The following is a 16075-nucleotide window of genomic DNA, read 5'->3' as shown; positions in this document are numbered from 1 at the left end:
GGCCCGCGGTGGCCTCAGTGCGGGCTGAGTCCGCGAGGTACGACGCGAATGTAGTCGATGTCGGTAGCGGTTATTTTGGAATCAGGATCCTTACACCCGACGGTGACGTCCGCGGCGGGCGGCGAGGAAAAGGTCCAGATGGTCATCCAGTCTTTGCCGTCGAAAGATTCCTGTTTTTTCACATCCGAGGAGCGGAGATCTTCGTTTCGTCCGGTGCCGTCGGTTACCGTGCAGCGCAGGCTCGATGAAGCGGGGCCCCACTCGGCGGGCACTTTGATATCCATGACCGCGTCGGCGGGTATGACTACTTTCTCGTTCTCTCCCAGTGTTATCCGCATGCCGCCCTCCGGTTCGGCAATGTCGCTCGGGTCGGGAGTGGCGGTCACCGGGTTCGCTGTCGAGGCAACTGTCGACGTCGCCGCGGAACTCGACGATTTGTCATCGGAGCAACCCGCGACGGCTACGACCACAAGGGCGGACGCCGTCATACAGATCAGTTTCACAGGTCAAACCTCTCTTCGCGCCCACTTACCAGGCGTCGGTATGGATCAGCGATCGAACAGAGCATGACAACTTTTAGGTGAATGCAGACTACATGGCATGAAAGTTGGCAATTGATCGGCAAATAGAGTCGGTGCGGCCGAGTTCGGATGTTCCGGAAAACCACGGTGCTGTCGCTCCGATAAATATGACGCGTAACCACAAGCCCTCGACGAGAATTCGTTCCGCCCGAACATGTTCGGTTCAACCTCGCGCCGCGTACCTCCGCCTGTGCTCCGGCCGTGCGCGGTGATGGGAAAGACTCGTCCGGCGGCTCCCATTAGGATCGCCTCGACCGACGCCACGGCACAGGGAGCGCAATGGAATTGACCTACCGCGACATCAAGGCAGCCACCGACCGCGTCACCGGCCGGGTTCGACCGGTCGCCCTCGCACCAGGGGATCGCCCGGCGGGGACCGCGTCGGGCGAGCTGTGGTTCGCGCTCGAATTCATGCAGCACACCGGCACATTCAAGGCGCGTGGTGCGCAGAACTTCATCCAGGCGCATCGAGAGGAGGGCACGCTGCCCACGGCCGGGGTAACCATCGCCTCCGGCGGCAACGCGGGCCTGGCGTGCGCGTGGGCGGCACAGCAACAGGGCGTGACCGCGACGGTGTTCCTACCGACAACGGCGCCCGCGGTCAAGGTCGACAAACTGCGCGGCTACGGCGCGCAGGTACGGCTGGTCGGCGACCAGTACACGGACGCGCTCGGCGCGTGCCTGGAATACGCAGAAACCAGCGGTGCGTTGCTGTCACACGCCTACGACAATCCACTCATCGCCGCGGGCGCGGGAACCCTGATGGAGGAGATCCACCACCAGCTCCCCGGGCTCGACACGATCGTCGTCGCGGTCGGCGGCGGCGGATTATTCGCCGGGATAGCCACGGCCGCCGACCATTACGGCATCCGCACCGTGGCGGTGGAGCCGGAGAACTGCTGCGCCCTCCGTGCCGCGATCGAAGCGGGGCAGGTCGTCGACGGCCCGGCCGACTCCGTCGCCGCCGACTCCCTCGGCGCCAGGCGCGTCACCGAGCTGGCATTACTCGCGGCGCGGCACTACGACGTCGAATCGCTATTGGTCTCCGACAACGAGATCATCGCCGCCCGGCACGCGCTGTGGCACGACCGCCGCCTTGCCGTCGAGCACGCCGCCGCGACGGCACTCGCCGCCCTGACCACCGACGATCAACGCCCCGGCCGGGCATACCGGCCGGGCCCGGACGAAAGGGTCTGCGTCGTATTGTGTGGCGCCAATACCGATCCCACAGACCTGATGAGGTAGGCGTACCTCCGCCTTCGCTCCGGCCGTACGCGGATCGAGGACGGACTTCGCCCGGCTACACCTGTTCAGGCGTACCTCCGCCTTCGCTCCGGCCATGCCTGATCTGAAGACAGGCTTGGCCCGGATTCCCGCGGTCAGGTCCCGATTACCGCGTTCATGATGGTGCCCGCGCTGGTCGCGACGACACCGCCGATCATGGCTCCCGCCACCATCTTCGGCGACTGGAGGCCGCCGCCGGACCACTTCTCCCACGCGAATCGGCCACCCGCGTAGGTGATGGCCGCAACGCCGGACAACAGTACGAACCAGGTCAGGTAGCGGACCATCTTCAAAATCTTGTCCGAGATCGGGGGCGCCTCTGGAGTCGGGTTCGCGACCTGGGCGAGGACTGTTCCGTACATGTCTTGTGCCGCAGCGAGAATCATGCTCACAGTCGTACCCCTCTTCGAATGCCGGTTCTGCTGTCGAACGCCTGAAAAGTGCCGCCGACGTAGCCCGTCTTCGATCCGCGCATGGCCGGAGCGAAGGCGGAGGTACGCCTGATTGGTGCTGTCGGGCGTAGCCCGTCTTCGATCCGCGCATGGCCGGAGCGAAGGCGGAGGTACGCCTGATTGGTGCTGTCGGGCGTAGCCCGTCTTCGATCCGCGCATGGCCGGAGCGAAGGCGGAGGTACGCCTAGCTAGATGATAGCGGGTCATTCCGAGAAAGATTGCGCAGCAATCTGATTCGACCCATCGCCCGAGGACGCGCCGGTCGGACGCGCGCAAACGGCCGGTCGGCGTCGAACACTCTTGCTTAAGCATACGATCGGACGTATTCTTTGTTCATGACTACCGCGATTCTCCCTTCGGCCGAAGAAACCGATCCGTACTGCCTGCCTCCCCTCGATGCGGCGGCACTGCTCTTCGACGCGCCGTGGCGACGATTCGGGGTGCTCGGCGACAGCCTCTCGGCGGGCATGGGCGACCCGACCCCGGGGTACGCGACCATCGGTTGGGCCGACCGCGTCGCGGACACACTACGCAGGGTGCACCCGGACCTGGCGTATCTCAATACCGCGGAGCCGGGTGCGACGACGGCCCGAGCGCTAGAGACCCAGGCGGCCCGCATCCGCGCCTTCGCGCCCGACCTGCTCCACGTACCCTCCGGCGCCAACGACATCGTCAGGCGCACCCCGGATTTCGATGACATCGAGAACACCATGCGCGCGGTCTACCAACTCGCGGCAGGCACCGGGGCGCAGCTGATGAGTTTTACCTACGGTCAGGCATATGTCGTCGCGACCTTTCCGGATTGGGACGAGCGGGTGCGAACGGTCAACGACATCACCCGCCGCCTGGCCGCCGAATACGGCGCACTCGTCATCGACATGTGGGACCACCCGATCAATCATCGCGCAAACCTGTTGAGCGCCGACGGCATTCACTTCTCCGTATCGGGCCAGGCGGTGCTGGCCGCCGAGGTCGTCAAGAAGCTCGCACACCAGCTCGGAAAGCGGGTGCCCGAATGACCTCGGACAAGCGCCTGCTGCGCGGTGCGAGGTCTCGCCAGATCGTGCTGCGCCAGGCGGTCGACACCGCATCGCTCGACGGGCTCGACAGGCTGAGCTTCGGCAAGCTCGCCATCGACACCGGCCTGAGCAAGGCAGGCGTGCAGACCCTCTTCAAGACCAAGGAGATCCTCCAGGTTGCCGCGGTCGACCACGCACGTGAGATGTTCATAGACGCGGTGATTCGCCCTGCCCGCACGCAACCACACGGGACGGCGCGGCTGCGCGCGCTCATCGAGCACTGGATCGTCTACGCCACGACACCGCTGTTCGCGGGAGGCTGCTTGCGCATGGCGAACATCGCCGACTTCGACAGCCACCCCGGCCCCGTTCGCGACGCCTTGGTCCGCGACCAGAACGATTGGGTCGCCACCATCTCCGCCGAACTACGGCACGCCATCACCGCGGCCGAAATCACCGACCTGGATACCGATCTCGCCGCCTTCCAGATCGACGCGATACTCGGCGCCGCGAATATCGCACTGCGGCTGGGCAACACCGATGTCGTGGACAAGGTGCGCCGCGTCGTCGAGAGCTTCCTCGTGGCACCGTCCTAGTAGAGCCCGGTCAATCATGGTTGGCACGGGTTCGCTGGAGCACGATCCTGGTGCCGTCGCCGGTCAAGACCAACGTGTCCTCGTCGGCTTCCCAGCTCGGGGCGAGCAGTAGGAATTCGCTCAGCCAGCTGTCCTGCCGTGTCAACTCCGCCGAGCAGGTGAGCACGGTCGAGAACGGCGACCTGGCTTTGATGACGCCGCTGTCGGTGTCGACGTCGAACAGCACCGTATTGCACCCCGCGTGTGCCGAGAGTCTGCGGGTCTCGGCCACGAACCACAGGGTGATCCGGGTGCCGCCGACTAGGTATCTGCGGCGGCCTCCTTCGGTTACGGACAACGAAACATAGCGGTGGCCCCAAAGATTGGAGTCGGTCATCTGCGGATCAGCCCTTACTCACGATGTATATCAACCATTCATCGTGAGCCGGGTGTGGTCAACCCGAAACGGGTCGGTCCACTGAACGAACCGATCAGCGAAGATTCTTCTCGATCTCGCGGGCCGCGTGCGCCACCAGGCTCGGAAGGTTCGGCGGAAAGCGTGGCACCACCGACATACAGCCGATCGCGGCTGCGGTCGCATGGTGTTTGATCGCCGCTGCCGCACAACAGATTCCGGATATCAATTCGTGGCGATCGACCGCGATCATGCCGTCGTCGGCGATGGCCCTCCCGATGCGCCGCCATTCACCGGCCGAATACGTCGGCGGCGTCGGCACTCCGTCGGTCCGCGACGCTAGCAGCACCTGCACCATCGCGGTCCGGAAGGCGAGCTCGGCCTCGGACTCGGCCGCGATGAATACCTCCGCGCCCTTGAAACCGGCGATCAGATGCACCTCGTCACCCTCGAGAACACACACTGCGACAGTCGCATTGGTCAGGGCAGCCAGCGTCCTTCCCGGCCGCTGCGCGGCTTGGCGCAATACCGGCGCGGCCTGCCACTGCCGACCCAATTGCGCCATTCGAGCACCGACGAAGTACCGCTGCTCCACCCGCTGCACCGCACCGAGCGTGACCAGCTGCTCGGCAAGCCGGTACGCCGTCGCCTTCGCAAGCCCCGTCGTGCGTGCGAGTTGCGAGAGACCGCAACCTTCCGGAGCCGCCGAAATCGCCTGCAACACTTGGAACCCGGCCTCGAGCACGCCGCGTCCCGCACTCTCGGTCTGCGCTTCTGCGACCACCGCGCCAGCCCTCCTCGCTCAGCGCGCCACAGTATCGACCAGGCTCCCGAGCGGCCCTGCGGCCACCACAGAATACGCCTGAACCACCCCGATCCAGACGCACTCGGTTCATCACAGCTGGAGATCACGCCGCGCGTGGCCGATTCGACTGTGTCCATGCTGAACTGAAGCTTCCCCAATGAGCTGAGGCGCCGAATTCAGCGCACCAGAAGCACGACCTTGCCGGGACCTCGACCGGTTTCGCTCTCCTGCTGAGCGGCGGCGGCCTGGTCGAGCGGAAAGGTCCTGGCCGCTCCGGGGAGCCGGAATTCCCCCTTCGCGACGCGCTCGGCGACCTGCGCGGCGAGTTCGGTGGGACGTTCGGCGCCGCCGGCACTCGTGAAAGTCACGCCGAGCTCGAAAGCCGCTGGATCCGCGATGGTCACGATGCGATCGGTACCGCCGCGCAGTTCGATAGCAGCAGGCAGAACGCCATGGCCCGCGGCATCGAACACCGCATCGACACCCTTGGGCGCCAGTGCGCGTACCCGGTCGGCGAGACCGTCGCCGTAGGTGGTCGGGATAGCGCCGAGGGCGCGCACGACATCCTGGTTGGCCGCAGACGCGATGCCGACGACGGTGACGCCATCGGCGACGGCGAGTTGCACCGCGATCGAACCAACGGCGCCCGCCGCGCCGTTGATCAGCAGGGTTTCACCGGCGTGCAGCTGCAACGACGTCAGCACATTGCTCGCGGTGGACACGGCGACGGGGAGCGCGACGGCATCCACCCAATCCAGCCCCGCGGGCTTGCGGGCGACAGCACCGCTCAGCGCGTACTCGGCGTAACCACCGCTGCGCGCCCATCCGAACACTTCGTCACCGACCGCAACCTCGGTCACCGACAGGCCGACCGCGTCGACCACCCCGGCGACCTCGCCACCGGGATACTGCGGAAACACCGGATCACCGAAGGTCAGTGTGCCGGAGCGAATCTTCCAGTCCGCCGGATTCACCGCAGCCGCACGCACGGCGACGCGAACCTCTCCCTCCCCCGGCTCGGGGATCGGGACATCAACGATCTTCAGCACCTCAGGACCACCGAACTCGTCGAACGCAATCGCCCGCATGTCGTATGCCTCTCTCCGATTTGCTGTTGATGTCCACCCTAAAGCTCCCGATCCGATCAGACCGAGCACACCCCGAGAACTCATCGGTTGCGAACAGTCCTGTCTATGTGCCGGAATCCATGTTCTCAGCTTCCACACAGCACGCCTCCGCGATACTCGGCTGATGCATCCCCTCGGCATCTTGCACGGCGCCATCGTCGACGCCGTCACCGAACCCGCGGCAAAGGATGTCGCGCTCACCGAACTGGTCATCGCGGGAGCCGCGCTGACCGCGGGAGCGGTCCAGGCGGGCCGTCGATATCTCTCAGCGGCGCTGTATGTCTGCGGATTGCTCATCGCGTTCGCGACACTCGCGATCCAGATATCCGACAACGGGTGGCTGACCGGCGGCGATGGGTCGACGCACAGCTGGTTCATTGCCCATCGCACACACTCGGCGGATATCGCGGCACTGGTGATCACCGATCTCGGCAGCCCCGTCGCGGCCGTGACACTGGCCGTCCTGATCGGGGCACGGGTGTCGTGGCGCGCGCAAACCGCGCTCCCGGTCGTCGTGATGGTCGCGACAACCGGCGCCGCTTGGGCGGTCAGCACCACGATGAAGCTGTTGGTCGGACGGGCGCGCCCACCGATCCAGACGCAACAGGTTCTCGAGACGAACTACTCGTTCCCGTCCGGGCACGTCACCAGCACCTCAGCGGTAGTCGGCATAACCGTCGCCGTCCTGGCAATCGGGCGTAGCCGACGGGTCCGCGCGCTGCTCGCAGCCGCCGCGGCCCTACTCATCACTCTCGTCGCGACCACGAGGCTCTACCTGGGCGTGCATTGGCTCACCGATATCGTCGCGGGAGCCATCCTCGGCACGACTTGTGCGATTATCGGCGCGACCGTGCTGTACGCACTCGATCAGCGCCGAATATCCCTCAGTGCGGCCGATGCCGCGTTTTCGGATGCGGACAGCCCCAATGAATCACTTGCCCAACGCGCGAGCTAGCTGGCCCTTCGTCATCTTCGAGCGGCCTTCGATACCGCGCTGCTTCGCTTCGTTGTAGAGCTGGTCACGCGTGGGCCCCTTCGGCCCTTTGGTTCCCGATCGCAAGCCACCGCGGCGTTGCGCCGACATGTCTTCGGTCGAGGATCGACTCGCGGTCTTGGTCTTGCCCGCTCGAGCGCGGTTCTTGTTGACGGTGCGGGCGGCGATCTCCTCGGCACGATCGGTGTTCGTGCCCCGATCCTTCGCCGAGTCCTTGATGTGCTTGTACTGCCGCTCGTCCTTGTTGCTCCACTCCTTCGGCATGTCCACACCTCCTGGACAGCGAGTACCCGGGCAGCTTCGGCTAAACATGTCGGCCGACCTGACACCTGCGATCGGGAATCGTCACGCTGCGGGTGGCGTGATCGTTGCCTCACATCCGCGTCCATGCCGTTTCGGGATATCGCCGTGTCGTACCTGTGATGCGCCACCAAGGCGTGACGGGTACGGAAGGTTCGACAATGGATTCGAGCGACCGGGGTGTGCAGAGCGCCCGCGAGGATAACGGTTTGGTAAACCGGGCGACTGGGTATAACAACAGCATGACAGTGACGAGGAACCGAACTCACCGGATCGCCGGTGTGGAGCGGGGATCGGCACTGCTGGCTTTGGCAACCTGCTTCACGTTCACCGCCGGCATCGCCGCGATCACCCAATCTTTGACCACCGCAGCAATTTCCACCCTTTGCATCGTCGCGGGGCTGGCACTGACCCTCAAAATCCTGCCCCCGAGTCGTTAGGCTCTTCCGCGACATTCGCGTGACCCCCGATCGATGCCGCGACCTCCCTCTTCGGAATACGCCGCAGCGCTTCGAGTTCCGCATAGTAGGGCATTCCCGACCAGCGTCGCTGCCCCCGAATCCTGCTGCGAGCACAGCAGGTTCGAGCAGCGCGGCACCCACGTCCGTGTTACCCACGGGTAACGATTTGTGCGTGCTGCCCGCGAGGTATCCGAATCCGGGCTACGGCCGGTCACCTGAGCTCGTTTGAGCTCGTTGTATCAGACGATCGGGCGAGGAGCCGTGAGGGCTACGGGCGCCGGTGTCGAATCGACGGCGGGGACACGAGGCTCCGGGGCCGATTTCGTGCGCCTGGTCGTGGCGACGAACAGCGCGACAAGTAGCACGCTGAGCCAGACGTAGGTGTTGCCGACCAGATGCTGCCATGGCGTCCACGACAATTCGCGCTGTTTGTCGCCGGGCATCCAGTTCTGTGGCCCGTATACGAAAGCCGCCGCGGAGACGGTGATCGCCACATACCAGCCGATCGCCTGCCGCAGCGGCAGGCGCGTGGCGTAACCGATCATCGCGAACAGCGCGGGCGCGACCCACACCCAGTGATGCGACCAGGAGATCGGCGACACCAGCAGCGTGAAGACCGCGTTGATCGCCAACGCCAACGCGGGCGCGTCGGCCGCCCGCCGCATAGCGACGACCACCAGGGTGAGTAATGCGGCGCTCAGCAACAGCCACAGCAGGGTGAACAGTGGCTTCTCGATCCCGAACCGTGCGAGTACAGCCTGGATCGACTGATTGGTGTGGAAAGACGAGCCGCTGAGCCCCGAAACGTTGCCGAGCCCGCCGAACCAATACTGGACGGATTCGTGTGGCAGCACCGCGAAACTGAGCGCAGTGGCTCCGGCACCGGTAATCGCGGCGGTCGCGGCGGCCTTGTAGTCGCGGCGGACCAGGAAATACAGCACGAAGGCCGCCGGGGTCAGCTTGATCGCGGCGGCGATGCCGATCAGCATGCCGCGACGCCACTTCGGCTTCTCGGCCAGGCAATCGGCCGCGACCAGTGCCATCAACAGCAGGTTGACCTGGCCGAAGTCCAACGTCGAGCGGATCGGTTCCAGCAACATCGCCAGCGGCGTCGCACAGGAGGCCGCCAGCAGCGCCAGCCTGCTGCCCGACTGCTCCGGCCACCGCCGCCGCGCGACCAGATACAGCGTCAGCGCCAACGCGATCGTTGAGGTGATGAAGAAGGTGAACGCCGCGGCGTCCCACGGCAGCAACGCGAACGGACTCAACACCACCGCGGCGAACGGCGGATAGATGAACGGCAGCCCGATACCGATTGTGGTCTGCGGCAGCTGCCCATACATATCGGCGCCGTCCCGCAGCGCCTCGATCCCGAGCCGATACACCTGGAGGTCGATAAACCCCCCGGTGATCTTCTGGAACGGCCACAGCGGCACCATCAGACATAGAGTGGCGAATCCCGCCAATAGTGGCGGCAACAACCACACCAAGCGCCCGAATCGACGGTTCGGTGTCCTCGGTTCGTCTCGGGTGGTCACGCTACTCATCCGCGGCAACTATACCGACAGCTCGCAACCCAGCCGAATCGGTGGCTTCAGGCTCCACCCGCGACAGCCACAGTCTCCGGCCGAGCCTTTCGTCGACTCGCGCGCTGACCGATCGCACGCAGCTGCACAACGTATCGGCTCCACCGGGCGGGAGTTCGAACCGCGCCGGTCAGCGCGCGCTCCCCGCAGTCCAGGCTGTCCTCCAACAGCGCGTCGTGCATCCAGCGATACATCAGCGGCCACGACACTCGCGCAGTACCACGCACCTTCATCGCCAGCACATGACTGAGCAGGGTGGCGCCGTCGGCCGCACGCCGTACCGAGTACTCGTGGAACCCGCGGAACCCGCGCGGCGCGGTGAAGCGGAACCGGATCCACCGACCCGGCTCATACGCCTCGACGATGTAGCGCACGGGACCGTGCCCGCCGACAGCACCGAAACCCAGCGGACGATCGAATCGCAAGGCGGGCCAGTTTTCTCGGGGCCACAGGCGGTCACGGTTACTCGCGAGGTCGTCTATCAGCGCCCCCACCTCGGCTTCCGACACCGGCAACCGCCGCGTGTGGATGTTGAGTACCGCCATCTCGACACCTCCAACTGGAATGTTCCCTCTAGAACGATTTAGAGCGTACGTTCTAAAAGAGGGATCGGTCAAGCATGAGGTCCGCTTCGAGGCGCCTTCCGTTACCGCGCTCACGATCGGCGAGAAAGTATTGCCTTGACGTCCGGGGCAAGGTTTACCGTCGATCGCATTCGAATCGGTGAACTCGACGAACCCCTGGAGATCTCATGCCGACCACACACGCCACCGCGAACATCACCGCCATCACCGACGAAAGCTTCGAACGCGATGTCCTGGAGCACGACAAACCCGTCCTGGTGGACTTCTGGGCAGCGTGGTGCCCGCCGTGCCGCATGATCGCGCCGGTACTCGAGCAGATCGCCGACGAACGCGCCGAAACACTCACGATCCGCGCCATCGACACCGACGCGAACCCTGGCGTTATGCGCGACTACCAGGTCATGTCACTGCCCACCCTGATCCTGTTCCGCGACGGTAAACCGGTACAGGCATTCGTGGGCGCACGCTCGAAATCCCGCCTACTCGCGGAACTCGATGCCGCCCTGGGCAAAATAGCATCCGCGTAATCGATCGATCGCAGAACGCCACTGTGTGGCCGTGCGTCACTCCTCGCAGGGGGTCGACCAGCGGTAGTTCACCTTTCGCTCGGCGGCAGGAGTGAGAGTGCCCAGGATTGCGAGGCGGGCGATGCCACCATCCGGGTAGATGTCGACGCGCACGTGGGTGACGGGGCGGCGCGGGACATTCGGCAGGCGGAAGCGGTGCGGGGTGTCGGGTTGCAGGGCCGTGTCGGGCAGCAGCTCGAACCACGCGGGGTCATCCAGCGGCGGAAGCGGTTCGTCGCCGTGGTGATCGATTCCGACAACGCGAGCTGATCCCGGGGCATTGAACAGCAGGTTGGTGGTGTCCAGTTCGATCATTTCCGGGAAGCCCTGGGCGGCGAGACGGATTGTCGCCCAATCATTTCCGCCGTCACGGCGGCGGGCGGTCTCCCACCCTTCTGCCTGGTTGCGTGCCAGGCCGGGGGCGAGCATGTTGTCAGGGGCGGAATAGAACATATTGGAGCATGCCACCGCGCGTGCGCCGTTCGCCAAGGCGGCGAGGTTCACGGTGAGCCCGGTGAGCAGGGCCGGATCCGGTACCACCTCGCCGTGTACGCGCAGCCGGGCCACACCGCCGTCCGGATACATGTTCAGGCGAACGTGGGTGAAGATGTGCTCCTCCGATACCGGAAACTCGTGCTTCGCATCACCGCCGATCGCACTGCGCGCGACGATATTCACCCATTCCGCGGCGCTCAGCTCCTCGACCGATGGGTAGTCCGCTGCCCGGCATGCCTCGACCGAAATGTGCGGCGGGTAATTGCCTTTGAACCAAGCCGTATCGACGACGACGCCGCGGATCACACCGGACATGCCGAGCCGGATGATGGCCCAGTCGTCGCCTGGGCCGCGGTGGCGGCGGGTTTCCCAGCCGTCGTATTCCTGCCCCTTGGGGCCGAAGGTGTGCTCCTGGAAGCGCGGTTCCCACGGATTGATGAGATTCTCGCGCTCTTCGAAGGATTCGTCGCTCGCGGCGATCACGCTCGCGCGATTGCTGCGCAGGGCCAGGTCGGGCAAGCTGGTGAAGTCTGACATGTGTTCTCTCTCAACGGTTGTCGGAAACCAAATGGCGACCAGCAGGCGGGTGCCCGTGCCACGCGACCCGGCCGCCGAGCCAGGTGGAGTGGACGACGCCGAGCAGCTCGCGTCCGCCGTACGGCGTGATGGGGTTCTTGTGCGCCAGCGAAATCGGCTCGACGATGAACGACGCCGCCGGATCGAAGGCGACCAGGTCGGCGTCGCAGCCGACCGCGATCCGCCCCTTACGACGCAGCCCCGCCAGGTCGGCGGGGGCCGCGGCCATCCATCGCACGACATCGGTCAGGCCGAATCCCCGTGCCCGCGCCGCGGTCCAGACCGCGGGCAGCCCGATCTGGAGCGACGAAATGCCACCCCATGCGCTGGCGAAATCACCCTCCTTCATGGCGGGCGGGCATGGCGAATGATCGGAGACAACACACGAGAGCACACCGTCGGCGAGGCCTTGCCACAGCGCGTCCTGGTTGGCCGCATCGCGAATGGGCGGACAGCATTTGAACGCCGTCGTGTACGCCTCCGCGGCCGACAGCGTCAGATAGTGCGGACAGGTCTCCGCGGTGATGCGCACGCCGCGCGCCTGGGCGGCCGCGAGCGGCTCGAGACAATCCGCGGCGGAGACGTGCAGGATGTGTGTGCGAGTGCCCGTCGCCTCGGCGAGCGCGATGACCTGTTGCACCGCAGCGCTTTCGGCCGCGCCGGGCCGGGAATTCAGAAATGCGCGGTAGGAACCGTCGACGGGTTCGTCCAATTGCACCGGATCTTCGGCGTGCACGATAAGCAGCCCGTCGAAGGACGCGAGCTCCCGCATCACCTTGTCGATCTCGTCGAGGGTGAGCGGCGGAAATTCTTCCACCCCGGACGGGGAAAGGAAGCACTTGAAGCCGACCACGCCCGCCTCGTGCAGCGGCCGCAGCGAATCCAGATTGCCGGGAATCGCACCACCCCAGAAGGCCACGTCCACATGACACTGCCCGTCCGCCGCCGCCCGCTTGGTCGCCAGGTCGGCAACGGAGACCGTCGGCGGCAGCGAGTTCAGCGGCATGTCGACGATGGTGGTCACGCCGCCCGCCGCGGCGGCCTTGGTGGCCGTGGCGAAACCCTCCCACTCGGTGCGCCCCGGCTCATTGACGTGGACATGCGAGTCGACAAGACCGGGCAGCACGACGAGATCGGCGAGATCGGTGATCGTGGCCGAGGGCAACACCGTGTCGTAGTCCGCCAGCGCGACGATTCGCCCGTCCTGCACGGCTATCGCGGCGGGCCGGATCCCCTCGGGCAGCGCGACGCGCCGCGATCGGATGACCAGATCATGCATGAATGCCTGCCTCATCGCTGATTGCCTTGTCTCCCAGCCAGTTCGCGGCGATGTCGCGCGCCAGCTGCTCCAGCAGCGGCCCCGCCTGCGCCATGCAGATCTCGGGATCCGGCTCGATATCGGTCAGCGCGTACGCCTGCTCGATATGGGCATGGCGCAGCTGTTCGTCGGAGAGCGCGCGCTGTCCGGCGACCGCGATGACCGGTGCCCCAGCGGCTGCCGCGGCCCGTGCCACCCCGACCGGGGCCTTACCGTGCAGGGTTTGCCGATCCAATGAGCCTTCGCCGGTGATCACCAGCCTCGCGCCCGTCACCTGCTCGGCGAAACCGAGCTGCTCGAGTATGAGCTCGATGCCCGGCCGAACCTGCGCACCCAGGAAGGCGAGCGCGGCGTAACCGACACCGCCCGCGGCTCCCGCGCCGGGCCGGTCTACCACATCGACGTCCAGATCACGCCGGACGATCGACGCGAAATGGGCGAGGCCGCTTTCGAGTTCGTCGATATCGGCCGTCCCGGCACCCTTCTGCCTCGCGTACACATTCGCCGCACCGCGCACCCCGAGCAGCGGGTTGTCGACATCTGAGGCGACTGTCACAGGAACCCTGATCATGGCACTGGCATCGATGCGGGCCAGCCTGCGCAGCGACCCACCACCCGGCGGCAGCCGGTGCCCGTGCTCATCGAGGAAGCGGACGCCGAGCGCGGCGAGCATCCCGGTCCCACCGTCGGTGCACGCACTGCCGCCGAGTCCGAGAACGACCCGACGCGCACCACGCTCGACAGCTGCCTTGATCAGCTCACCGGTGCCGAGACTGCTCGCGGTCAGCGCCATCGTGGCGTCGGGCTTGCCCGAGGTCAGGCGAAGACCCGACGCCTCGGCGAGCTCGACGACGGCGGTGTGGTCGCGGATCGCGAACGACGCGACGACCCGGTCACCCACCGGGCCGCTGACCGTCGTCGAGAACCGGGCGAAGCCCGACTCCACTACCGCGTCGACGGTCCCGTCTCCACCGTCGGCCACCGGCATGGTCACCAGTGGGATATCCGGCCGGACCTGTCGAAGACCCGCCGCCAGGTGCGCGGCGACCTGTGGAGCCGTCAGCGAGCCCTTGAACTTGTCGGGTGCGAGCACGCAATGTCCCGCACGCCACTGTTTCCTAGCCGCGCCCGGCTTCAATTGCCGCCTCCGACAGGTTCCGGTTCCTCGATCGGCGCGATCGCGGTCGGCGCGTCGGCGGCAGAGCTCGCCATGTCCTCGAACTCGTTGATGTTGTCGATTTCCAGCCCCATCGACACATTGGTCACCCGCTCGAGGATGACCTCGACGACCACCGGCACCCGGAATTCGGCCATCAGCTTCTTCGCGTCTTCCAGCGCGGGCCCGATCCAAGCCGGGTCATTGACGCGGATCGCCTTGCAGCCCAGCCCCTCCACCACTTTGACGTGATCGACGCCGTAGCCGTTCAGCTCGGGGCTGTTGATGTTCTCGAAGTCGAGCTGGACGTAGTAGTCCATCGAGAAGTTCCGCTGCGCCTGGCGGATCAAGCCCAGATAGGAGTTGTTCACCAGGACGTGGATGTAGGGGATGTTGAACTGAGCGCCGACGGCCAATTCCTCGATCAGGAACTGGAAGTCGTAATCCCCCGACAGCGCGACAACGGTGGCATCGGGGACCGCGGTCGCCACACCGAGCGCGGCGGGCACCGTCCAGCCGAGCGGACCGGCCTGACCGGCGTTGATCCAGTGCCGTGGCCGATAGACGTGCAGCAGTTGCGACGCCTGGATCTGGGACAGACCGATGGTGCTGACATAGCGAATGTCGGGTCCGAACGCCCTGTTCATCTCCTCGTAGACTCGCTGCGGCTTGATCGGCACATTGTCGAAGTGCGTCTTACGCTGCCCGAGTTTTTTCCTGGCCAGCACCTGGCCCGCCCAATCGCCGCGGTCGGCGAGCTCCCCTGTCGCCGCGAGCTCGCGGGCGACCTCGACGAACACCGCGAGCGCGGCGCCCGCATCCGAGGTGATACCGAAGTCGGGGGCGAACACCCGGCCGATCTGCGTCGGCTCGATATCGACGTGCACGAAAGTGCGTCCCTCGGTGTAGGTTTCGATACCGCCGGTATGCCGGTTGGCCCACCGATTACCGATACCGAGCACGAAATCGGATTCCAGCAGGGTGGCATTGCCGTAGCGATGCGAGGTCTGCAGGCCGACCATTCCCGCGTGCAGTGTGTGATCATCGGGAATCGTGCCCCAACCCATCAGGGTCGGCACCACGGGAACGCCGGTCAGTTCCGCGAATTCGACGAGCAACTCGGCGGCATCGGCATTGACGATGCCGCCGCCCGCGACGATCAGCGGACGCCGCGCCGCGTTCAGCATGCGGATCGCCTTCTCCGCCTGCGCCCGCGTCGCGGCGGGCCGATGCACCTCCAGCGGCGTGTATGTCTGGATGTCGAACTCGATTTCGGCGAGCTGCACATCGATCGGCAGGTCGATCAGCACCGGCCCCGGACGACCCTCACACATCAACCGGAACGCCTTCTGGAACGTGCCGGGCACCTGCGCCGGTTCGAGGACGGTGACCGCCCACTTGCTGACCGGTGCCGCGATGGAGGCGATGTCGACCGCCTGGAAGTCCTCCTTGTGCAATTTGGCCACCGGCGCCTGACCGGTGATGCACAGAATCGGAATCGAATCCGCACTGGCCGCGTACAACCCGGTGATCATGTCGGTGCCCGCTGGACCCGACGTGCCGACGCAGATACCGATATTGCCCGCGGTGGCGCGGGTGTAGCCCTCGGCCATATGCGACGCGGCTTCCACGTGGCGGGCAAGCACGTGCTTGATCCCGCCGTGTGCCTTCATCGCGCTGTAGAAGGGGTTGATCGCGGCACCCGGCAAGCCGAAAGCCTGTGTCGCCCCTTCCTTTTCCAAGATCAGGACGGCGGCGTCCACGGTGCGCATGCGTGCCAT

Annotated in this window: 18 protein-coding genes; 6 read left to right on the top strand and 12 right to left on the bottom strand. The window is 65.7% G+C overall.

Features of this window, described 5'->3' with window-relative positions:
• Nucleotides 1-14: 14 nt before the first annotated feature.
• On the bottom strand, nucleotides 15-488 hold the full coding sequence (locus ACLMAJ_RS24185) for a hypothetical protein (RefSeq protein WP_412016099.1): 474 nt from the start codon (nucleotides 486-488) through the stop codon (nucleotides 15-17).
• Nucleotides 489-860: 372 nt separating this feature from the next.
• On the opposite strand from ACLMAJ_RS24185, the gene ACLMAJ_RS24180 reads away from it, so the two are divergent.
• Complete coding sequence (locus ACLMAJ_RS24180; protein ID WP_412016098.1) at nucleotides 861-1826, top strand: threonine/serine dehydratase; 966 nt, start codon at nucleotides 861-863, stop codon at nucleotides 1824-1826.
• Between the two features lie 134 nt (nucleotides 1827-1960).
• Here ACLMAJ_RS24180 and ACLMAJ_RS24175 read toward each other — a convergent pair whose 3' ends face one another.
• Nucleotides 1961-2251, bottom strand: coding sequence for a hypothetical protein (locus ACLMAJ_RS24175; RefSeq protein ID WP_412016199.1), 291 nt, complete (start codon nucleotides 2249-2251; stop codon nucleotides 1961-1963).
• A gap of 401 nt (nucleotides 2252-2652) precedes the next feature.
• On the opposite strand from ACLMAJ_RS24175, the gene ACLMAJ_RS24170 reads away from it, so the two are divergent.
• Both ACLMAJ_RS24170 and ACLMAJ_RS24165 read left to right on the top strand, forming a co-directional pair.
• Nucleotides 2653-3336 (top strand): SGNH/GDSL hydrolase family protein, encoded by a 684-nt coding sequence (locus ACLMAJ_RS24170; RefSeq protein WP_412016097.1) that lies wholly within the window; start codon nucleotides 2653-2655, stop codon nucleotides 3334-3336.
• Nucleotides 3333-3932: a TetR/AcrR family transcriptional regulator gene (locus tag ACLMAJ_RS24165; RefSeq protein WP_412016096.1), complete on the top strand. Its 600-nt coding sequence runs from the start codon at nucleotides 3333-3335 to the stop codon at nucleotides 3930-3932. The genes ACLMAJ_RS24170 and ACLMAJ_RS24165 overlap by 4 nt, the downstream gene beginning before the upstream one ends.
• Before the next feature lie 10 nt (nucleotides 3933-3942).
• Here ACLMAJ_RS24165 and ACLMAJ_RS24160 read toward each other — a convergent pair whose 3' ends face one another.
• From ACLMAJ_RS24160 to ACLMAJ_RS24150, 3 genes are all read right to left on the bottom strand, one after another.
• Nucleotides 3943-4308 (bottom strand): META domain-containing protein, encoded by a 366-nt coding sequence (locus ACLMAJ_RS24160; protein ID WP_412016095.1) that lies wholly within the window; start codon nucleotides 4306-4308, stop codon nucleotides 3943-3945.
• A 94-nt stretch (nucleotides 4309-4402) separates the two neighbouring features.
• Nucleotides 4403-5110: an IclR family transcriptional regulator gene (locus tag ACLMAJ_RS24155; RefSeq protein ID WP_412016094.1), complete on the bottom strand. Its 708-nt coding sequence runs from the start codon at nucleotides 5108-5110 to the stop codon at nucleotides 4403-4405.
• A 197-nt stretch (nucleotides 5111-5307) separates the two neighbouring features.
• Nucleotides 5308-6219 (bottom strand): NADP-dependent oxidoreductase, encoded by a 912-nt coding sequence (locus ACLMAJ_RS24150; RefSeq protein ID WP_412016093.1) that lies wholly within the window; start codon nucleotides 6217-6219, stop codon nucleotides 5308-5310.
• Nucleotides 6220-6382: 163 nt separating this feature from the next.
• Between ACLMAJ_RS24150 and ACLMAJ_RS24145 the strand changes: the two genes are divergently transcribed.
• Nucleotides 6383-7213, top strand: coding sequence for a phosphatase PAP2 family protein (locus ACLMAJ_RS24145; RefSeq protein WP_412016092.1), 831 nt, complete (start codon nucleotides 6383-6385; stop codon nucleotides 7211-7213).
• On the opposite strand, the gene ACLMAJ_RS24140 is transcribed toward ACLMAJ_RS24145, so the two are convergent.
• Nucleotides 7190-7516 carry a plasmid stabilization protein gene (locus tag ACLMAJ_RS24140; RefSeq protein WP_412016091.1) on the bottom strand — a complete coding sequence of 109 codons (327 nt, stop codon included), beginning with the start codon at nucleotides 7514-7516 and terminating at the stop codon, nucleotides 7190-7192. The two genes, ACLMAJ_RS24145 and ACLMAJ_RS24140, sit on opposite strands and share 24 nt — an antisense overlap.
• Before the next feature lie 197 nt (nucleotides 7517-7713).
• Here ACLMAJ_RS24140 and ACLMAJ_RS24135 point away from each other — a divergent pair, with 197 nt between their 5' ends.
• A complete protein-coding gene (locus ACLMAJ_RS24135) occupies nucleotides 7714-7992 on the top strand; it encodes a hypothetical protein (protein ID WP_412016090.1) in 279 nt (92 codons plus the stop codon).
• Nucleotides 7993-8252: 260 nt separating this feature from the next.
• Here the strand turns inward: ACLMAJ_RS24135 and ACLMAJ_RS24130 are convergent, their stop codons facing one another.
• Both ACLMAJ_RS24130 and ACLMAJ_RS24125 read right to left on the bottom strand, forming a co-directional pair.
• Entirely contained in the window at nucleotides 8253-9560 is a 1308-nt protein-coding gene (locus ACLMAJ_RS24130; RefSeq protein ID WP_412016089.1) for a glycosyltransferase 87 family protein, read from the bottom strand.
• 47 nt (nucleotides 9561-9607) lie between these two features.
• Nucleotides 9608-10144, bottom strand: coding sequence for an SRPBCC family protein (locus ACLMAJ_RS24125; RefSeq protein ID WP_412016088.1), 537 nt, complete (start codon nucleotides 10142-10144; stop codon nucleotides 9608-9610).
• Nucleotides 10145-10350: 206 nt separating this feature from the next.
• Between ACLMAJ_RS24125 and trxA the strand changes: the two genes are divergently transcribed.
• Nucleotides 10351-10710, top strand: coding sequence for a thioredoxin (gene trxA, locus ACLMAJ_RS24120; RefSeq protein WP_412016087.1), 360 nt, complete (start codon nucleotides 10351-10353; stop codon nucleotides 10708-10710).
• Nucleotides 10711-10746: 36 nt separating this feature from the next.
• On the opposite strand, the gene alc is transcribed toward trxA, so the two are convergent.
• From alc to gcl, 4 genes are read right to left on the bottom strand one after another with little or no spacing between them, the layout of a single operon-like run.
• Nucleotides 10747-11781, bottom strand: a complete 1035-nt coding sequence (gene alc / locus ACLMAJ_RS24115) for an allantoicase (protein WP_412016086.1) — start codon at nucleotides 11779-11781, stop codon at nucleotides 10747-10749.
• A 10-nt stretch (nucleotides 11782-11791) separates the two neighbouring features.
• Nucleotides 11792-13114, bottom strand: a complete 1323-nt coding sequence (gene allB / locus ACLMAJ_RS24110; protein WP_412016085.1) for an allantoinase AllB — start codon at nucleotides 13112-13114, stop codon at nucleotides 11792-11794.
• The gene (locus ACLMAJ_RS24105; RefSeq protein ID WP_412016084.1) at nucleotides 13092-14231 is read right to left on the bottom strand and encodes a glycerate kinase; all 1140 of its coding nucleotides are present in this window, start codon (nucleotides 14229-14231) and stop codon (nucleotides 13092-13094) included. Before ACLMAJ_RS24105 ends, allB begins: the two co-directional genes overlap by 23 nt.
• A gap of 41 nt (nucleotides 14232-14272) precedes the next feature.
• On the bottom strand, nucleotides 14273-16075 hold the full coding sequence (gcl, locus tag ACLMAJ_RS24100) for a glyoxylate carboligase (RefSeq protein WP_412016083.1): 1803 nt from the start codon (nucleotides 16073-16075) through the stop codon (nucleotides 14273-14275).

It is taken from the genome of Nocardia arseniciresistens (assembly GCF_046764875.1).
Lineage (GTDB): Bacteria > Actinomycetota > Actinomycetes > Mycobacteriales > Mycobacteriaceae > Nocardia > Nocardia arseniciresistens.
The sequence above is the reverse complement of the archived record's forward strand: the minus strand, read 5'-3'. Positions and strand labels throughout refer to the sequence as shown.

Excerpts from the sequence above, each read along its gene's own strand:
- ACLMAJ_RS24185 (WP_412016099.1), bottom strand. The coding sequence starts at position 488 with ATGACGGCGTCCGCCCTTGTGGTCGTAGCCGTCGCGGGTTGCTCCGAT.
- ACLMAJ_RS24180 (WP_412016098.1), top strand. The coding sequence starts at position 861 with ATGGAATTGACCTACCGCGACATCAAGGCAGCCACCGACCGCGTCACC.
- ACLMAJ_RS24175 (WP_412016199.1), bottom strand. The coding sequence starts at position 2,251 with ATGATTCTCGCTGCGGCACAAGACATGTACGGAACAGTCCTCGCCCAG.
- ACLMAJ_RS24170 (WP_412016097.1), top strand. The coding sequence starts at position 2,653 with ATGACTACCGCGATTCTCCCTTCGGCCGAAGAAACCGATCCGTACTGC.
- ACLMAJ_RS24165 (WP_412016096.1), top strand. The coding sequence starts at position 3,333 with ATGACCTCGGACAAGCGCCTGCTGCGCGGTGCGAGGTCTCGCCAGATC.
- ACLMAJ_RS24160 (WP_412016095.1), bottom strand. The coding sequence starts at position 4,308 with ATGACCGACTCCAATCTTTGGGGCCACCGCTATGTTTCGTTGTCCGTA.
- ACLMAJ_RS24150 (WP_412016093.1), bottom strand. The coding sequence starts at position 6,219 with ATGCGGGCGATTGCGTTCGACGAGTTCGGTGGTCCTGAGGTGCTGAAG.
- ACLMAJ_RS24145 (WP_412016092.1), top strand. The coding sequence starts at position 6,383 with ATGCATCCCCTCGGCATCTTGCACGGCGCCATCGTCGACGCCGTCACC.
- ACLMAJ_RS24140 (WP_412016091.1), bottom strand. The coding sequence starts at position 7,516 with ATGCCGAAGGAGTGGAGCAACAAGGACGAGCGGCAGTACAAGCACATC.
- ACLMAJ_RS24135 (WP_412016090.1), top strand. The coding sequence starts at position 7,714 with ATGGATTCGAGCGACCGGGGTGTGCAGAGCGCCCGCGAGGATAACGGT.
- ACLMAJ_RS24130 (WP_412016089.1), bottom strand. The coding sequence starts at position 9,560 with ATGAGTAGCGTGACCACCCGAGACGAACCGAGGACACCGAACCGTCGA.
- ACLMAJ_RS24125 (WP_412016088.1), bottom strand. The coding sequence starts at position 10,144 with ATGGCGGTACTCAACATCCACACGCGGCGGTTGCCGGTGTCGGAAGCC.
- trxA (WP_412016087.1), top strand. The coding sequence starts at position 10,351 with ATGCCGACCACACACGCCACCGCGAACATCACCGCCATCACCGACGAA.
- alc (WP_412016086.1), bottom strand. The coding sequence starts at position 11,781 with ATGTCAGACTTCACCAGCTTGCCCGACCTGGCCCTGCGCAGCAATCGC.
- allB (WP_412016085.1), bottom strand. The coding sequence starts at position 13,114 with ATGAGGCAGGCATTCATGCATGATCTGGTCATCCGATCGCGGCGCGTC.
- gcl (WP_412016083.1), bottom strand. The coding sequence starts at position 16,075 with ATGGCACGCATGCGCACCGTGGACGCCGCCGTCCTGATCTTGGAAAAG.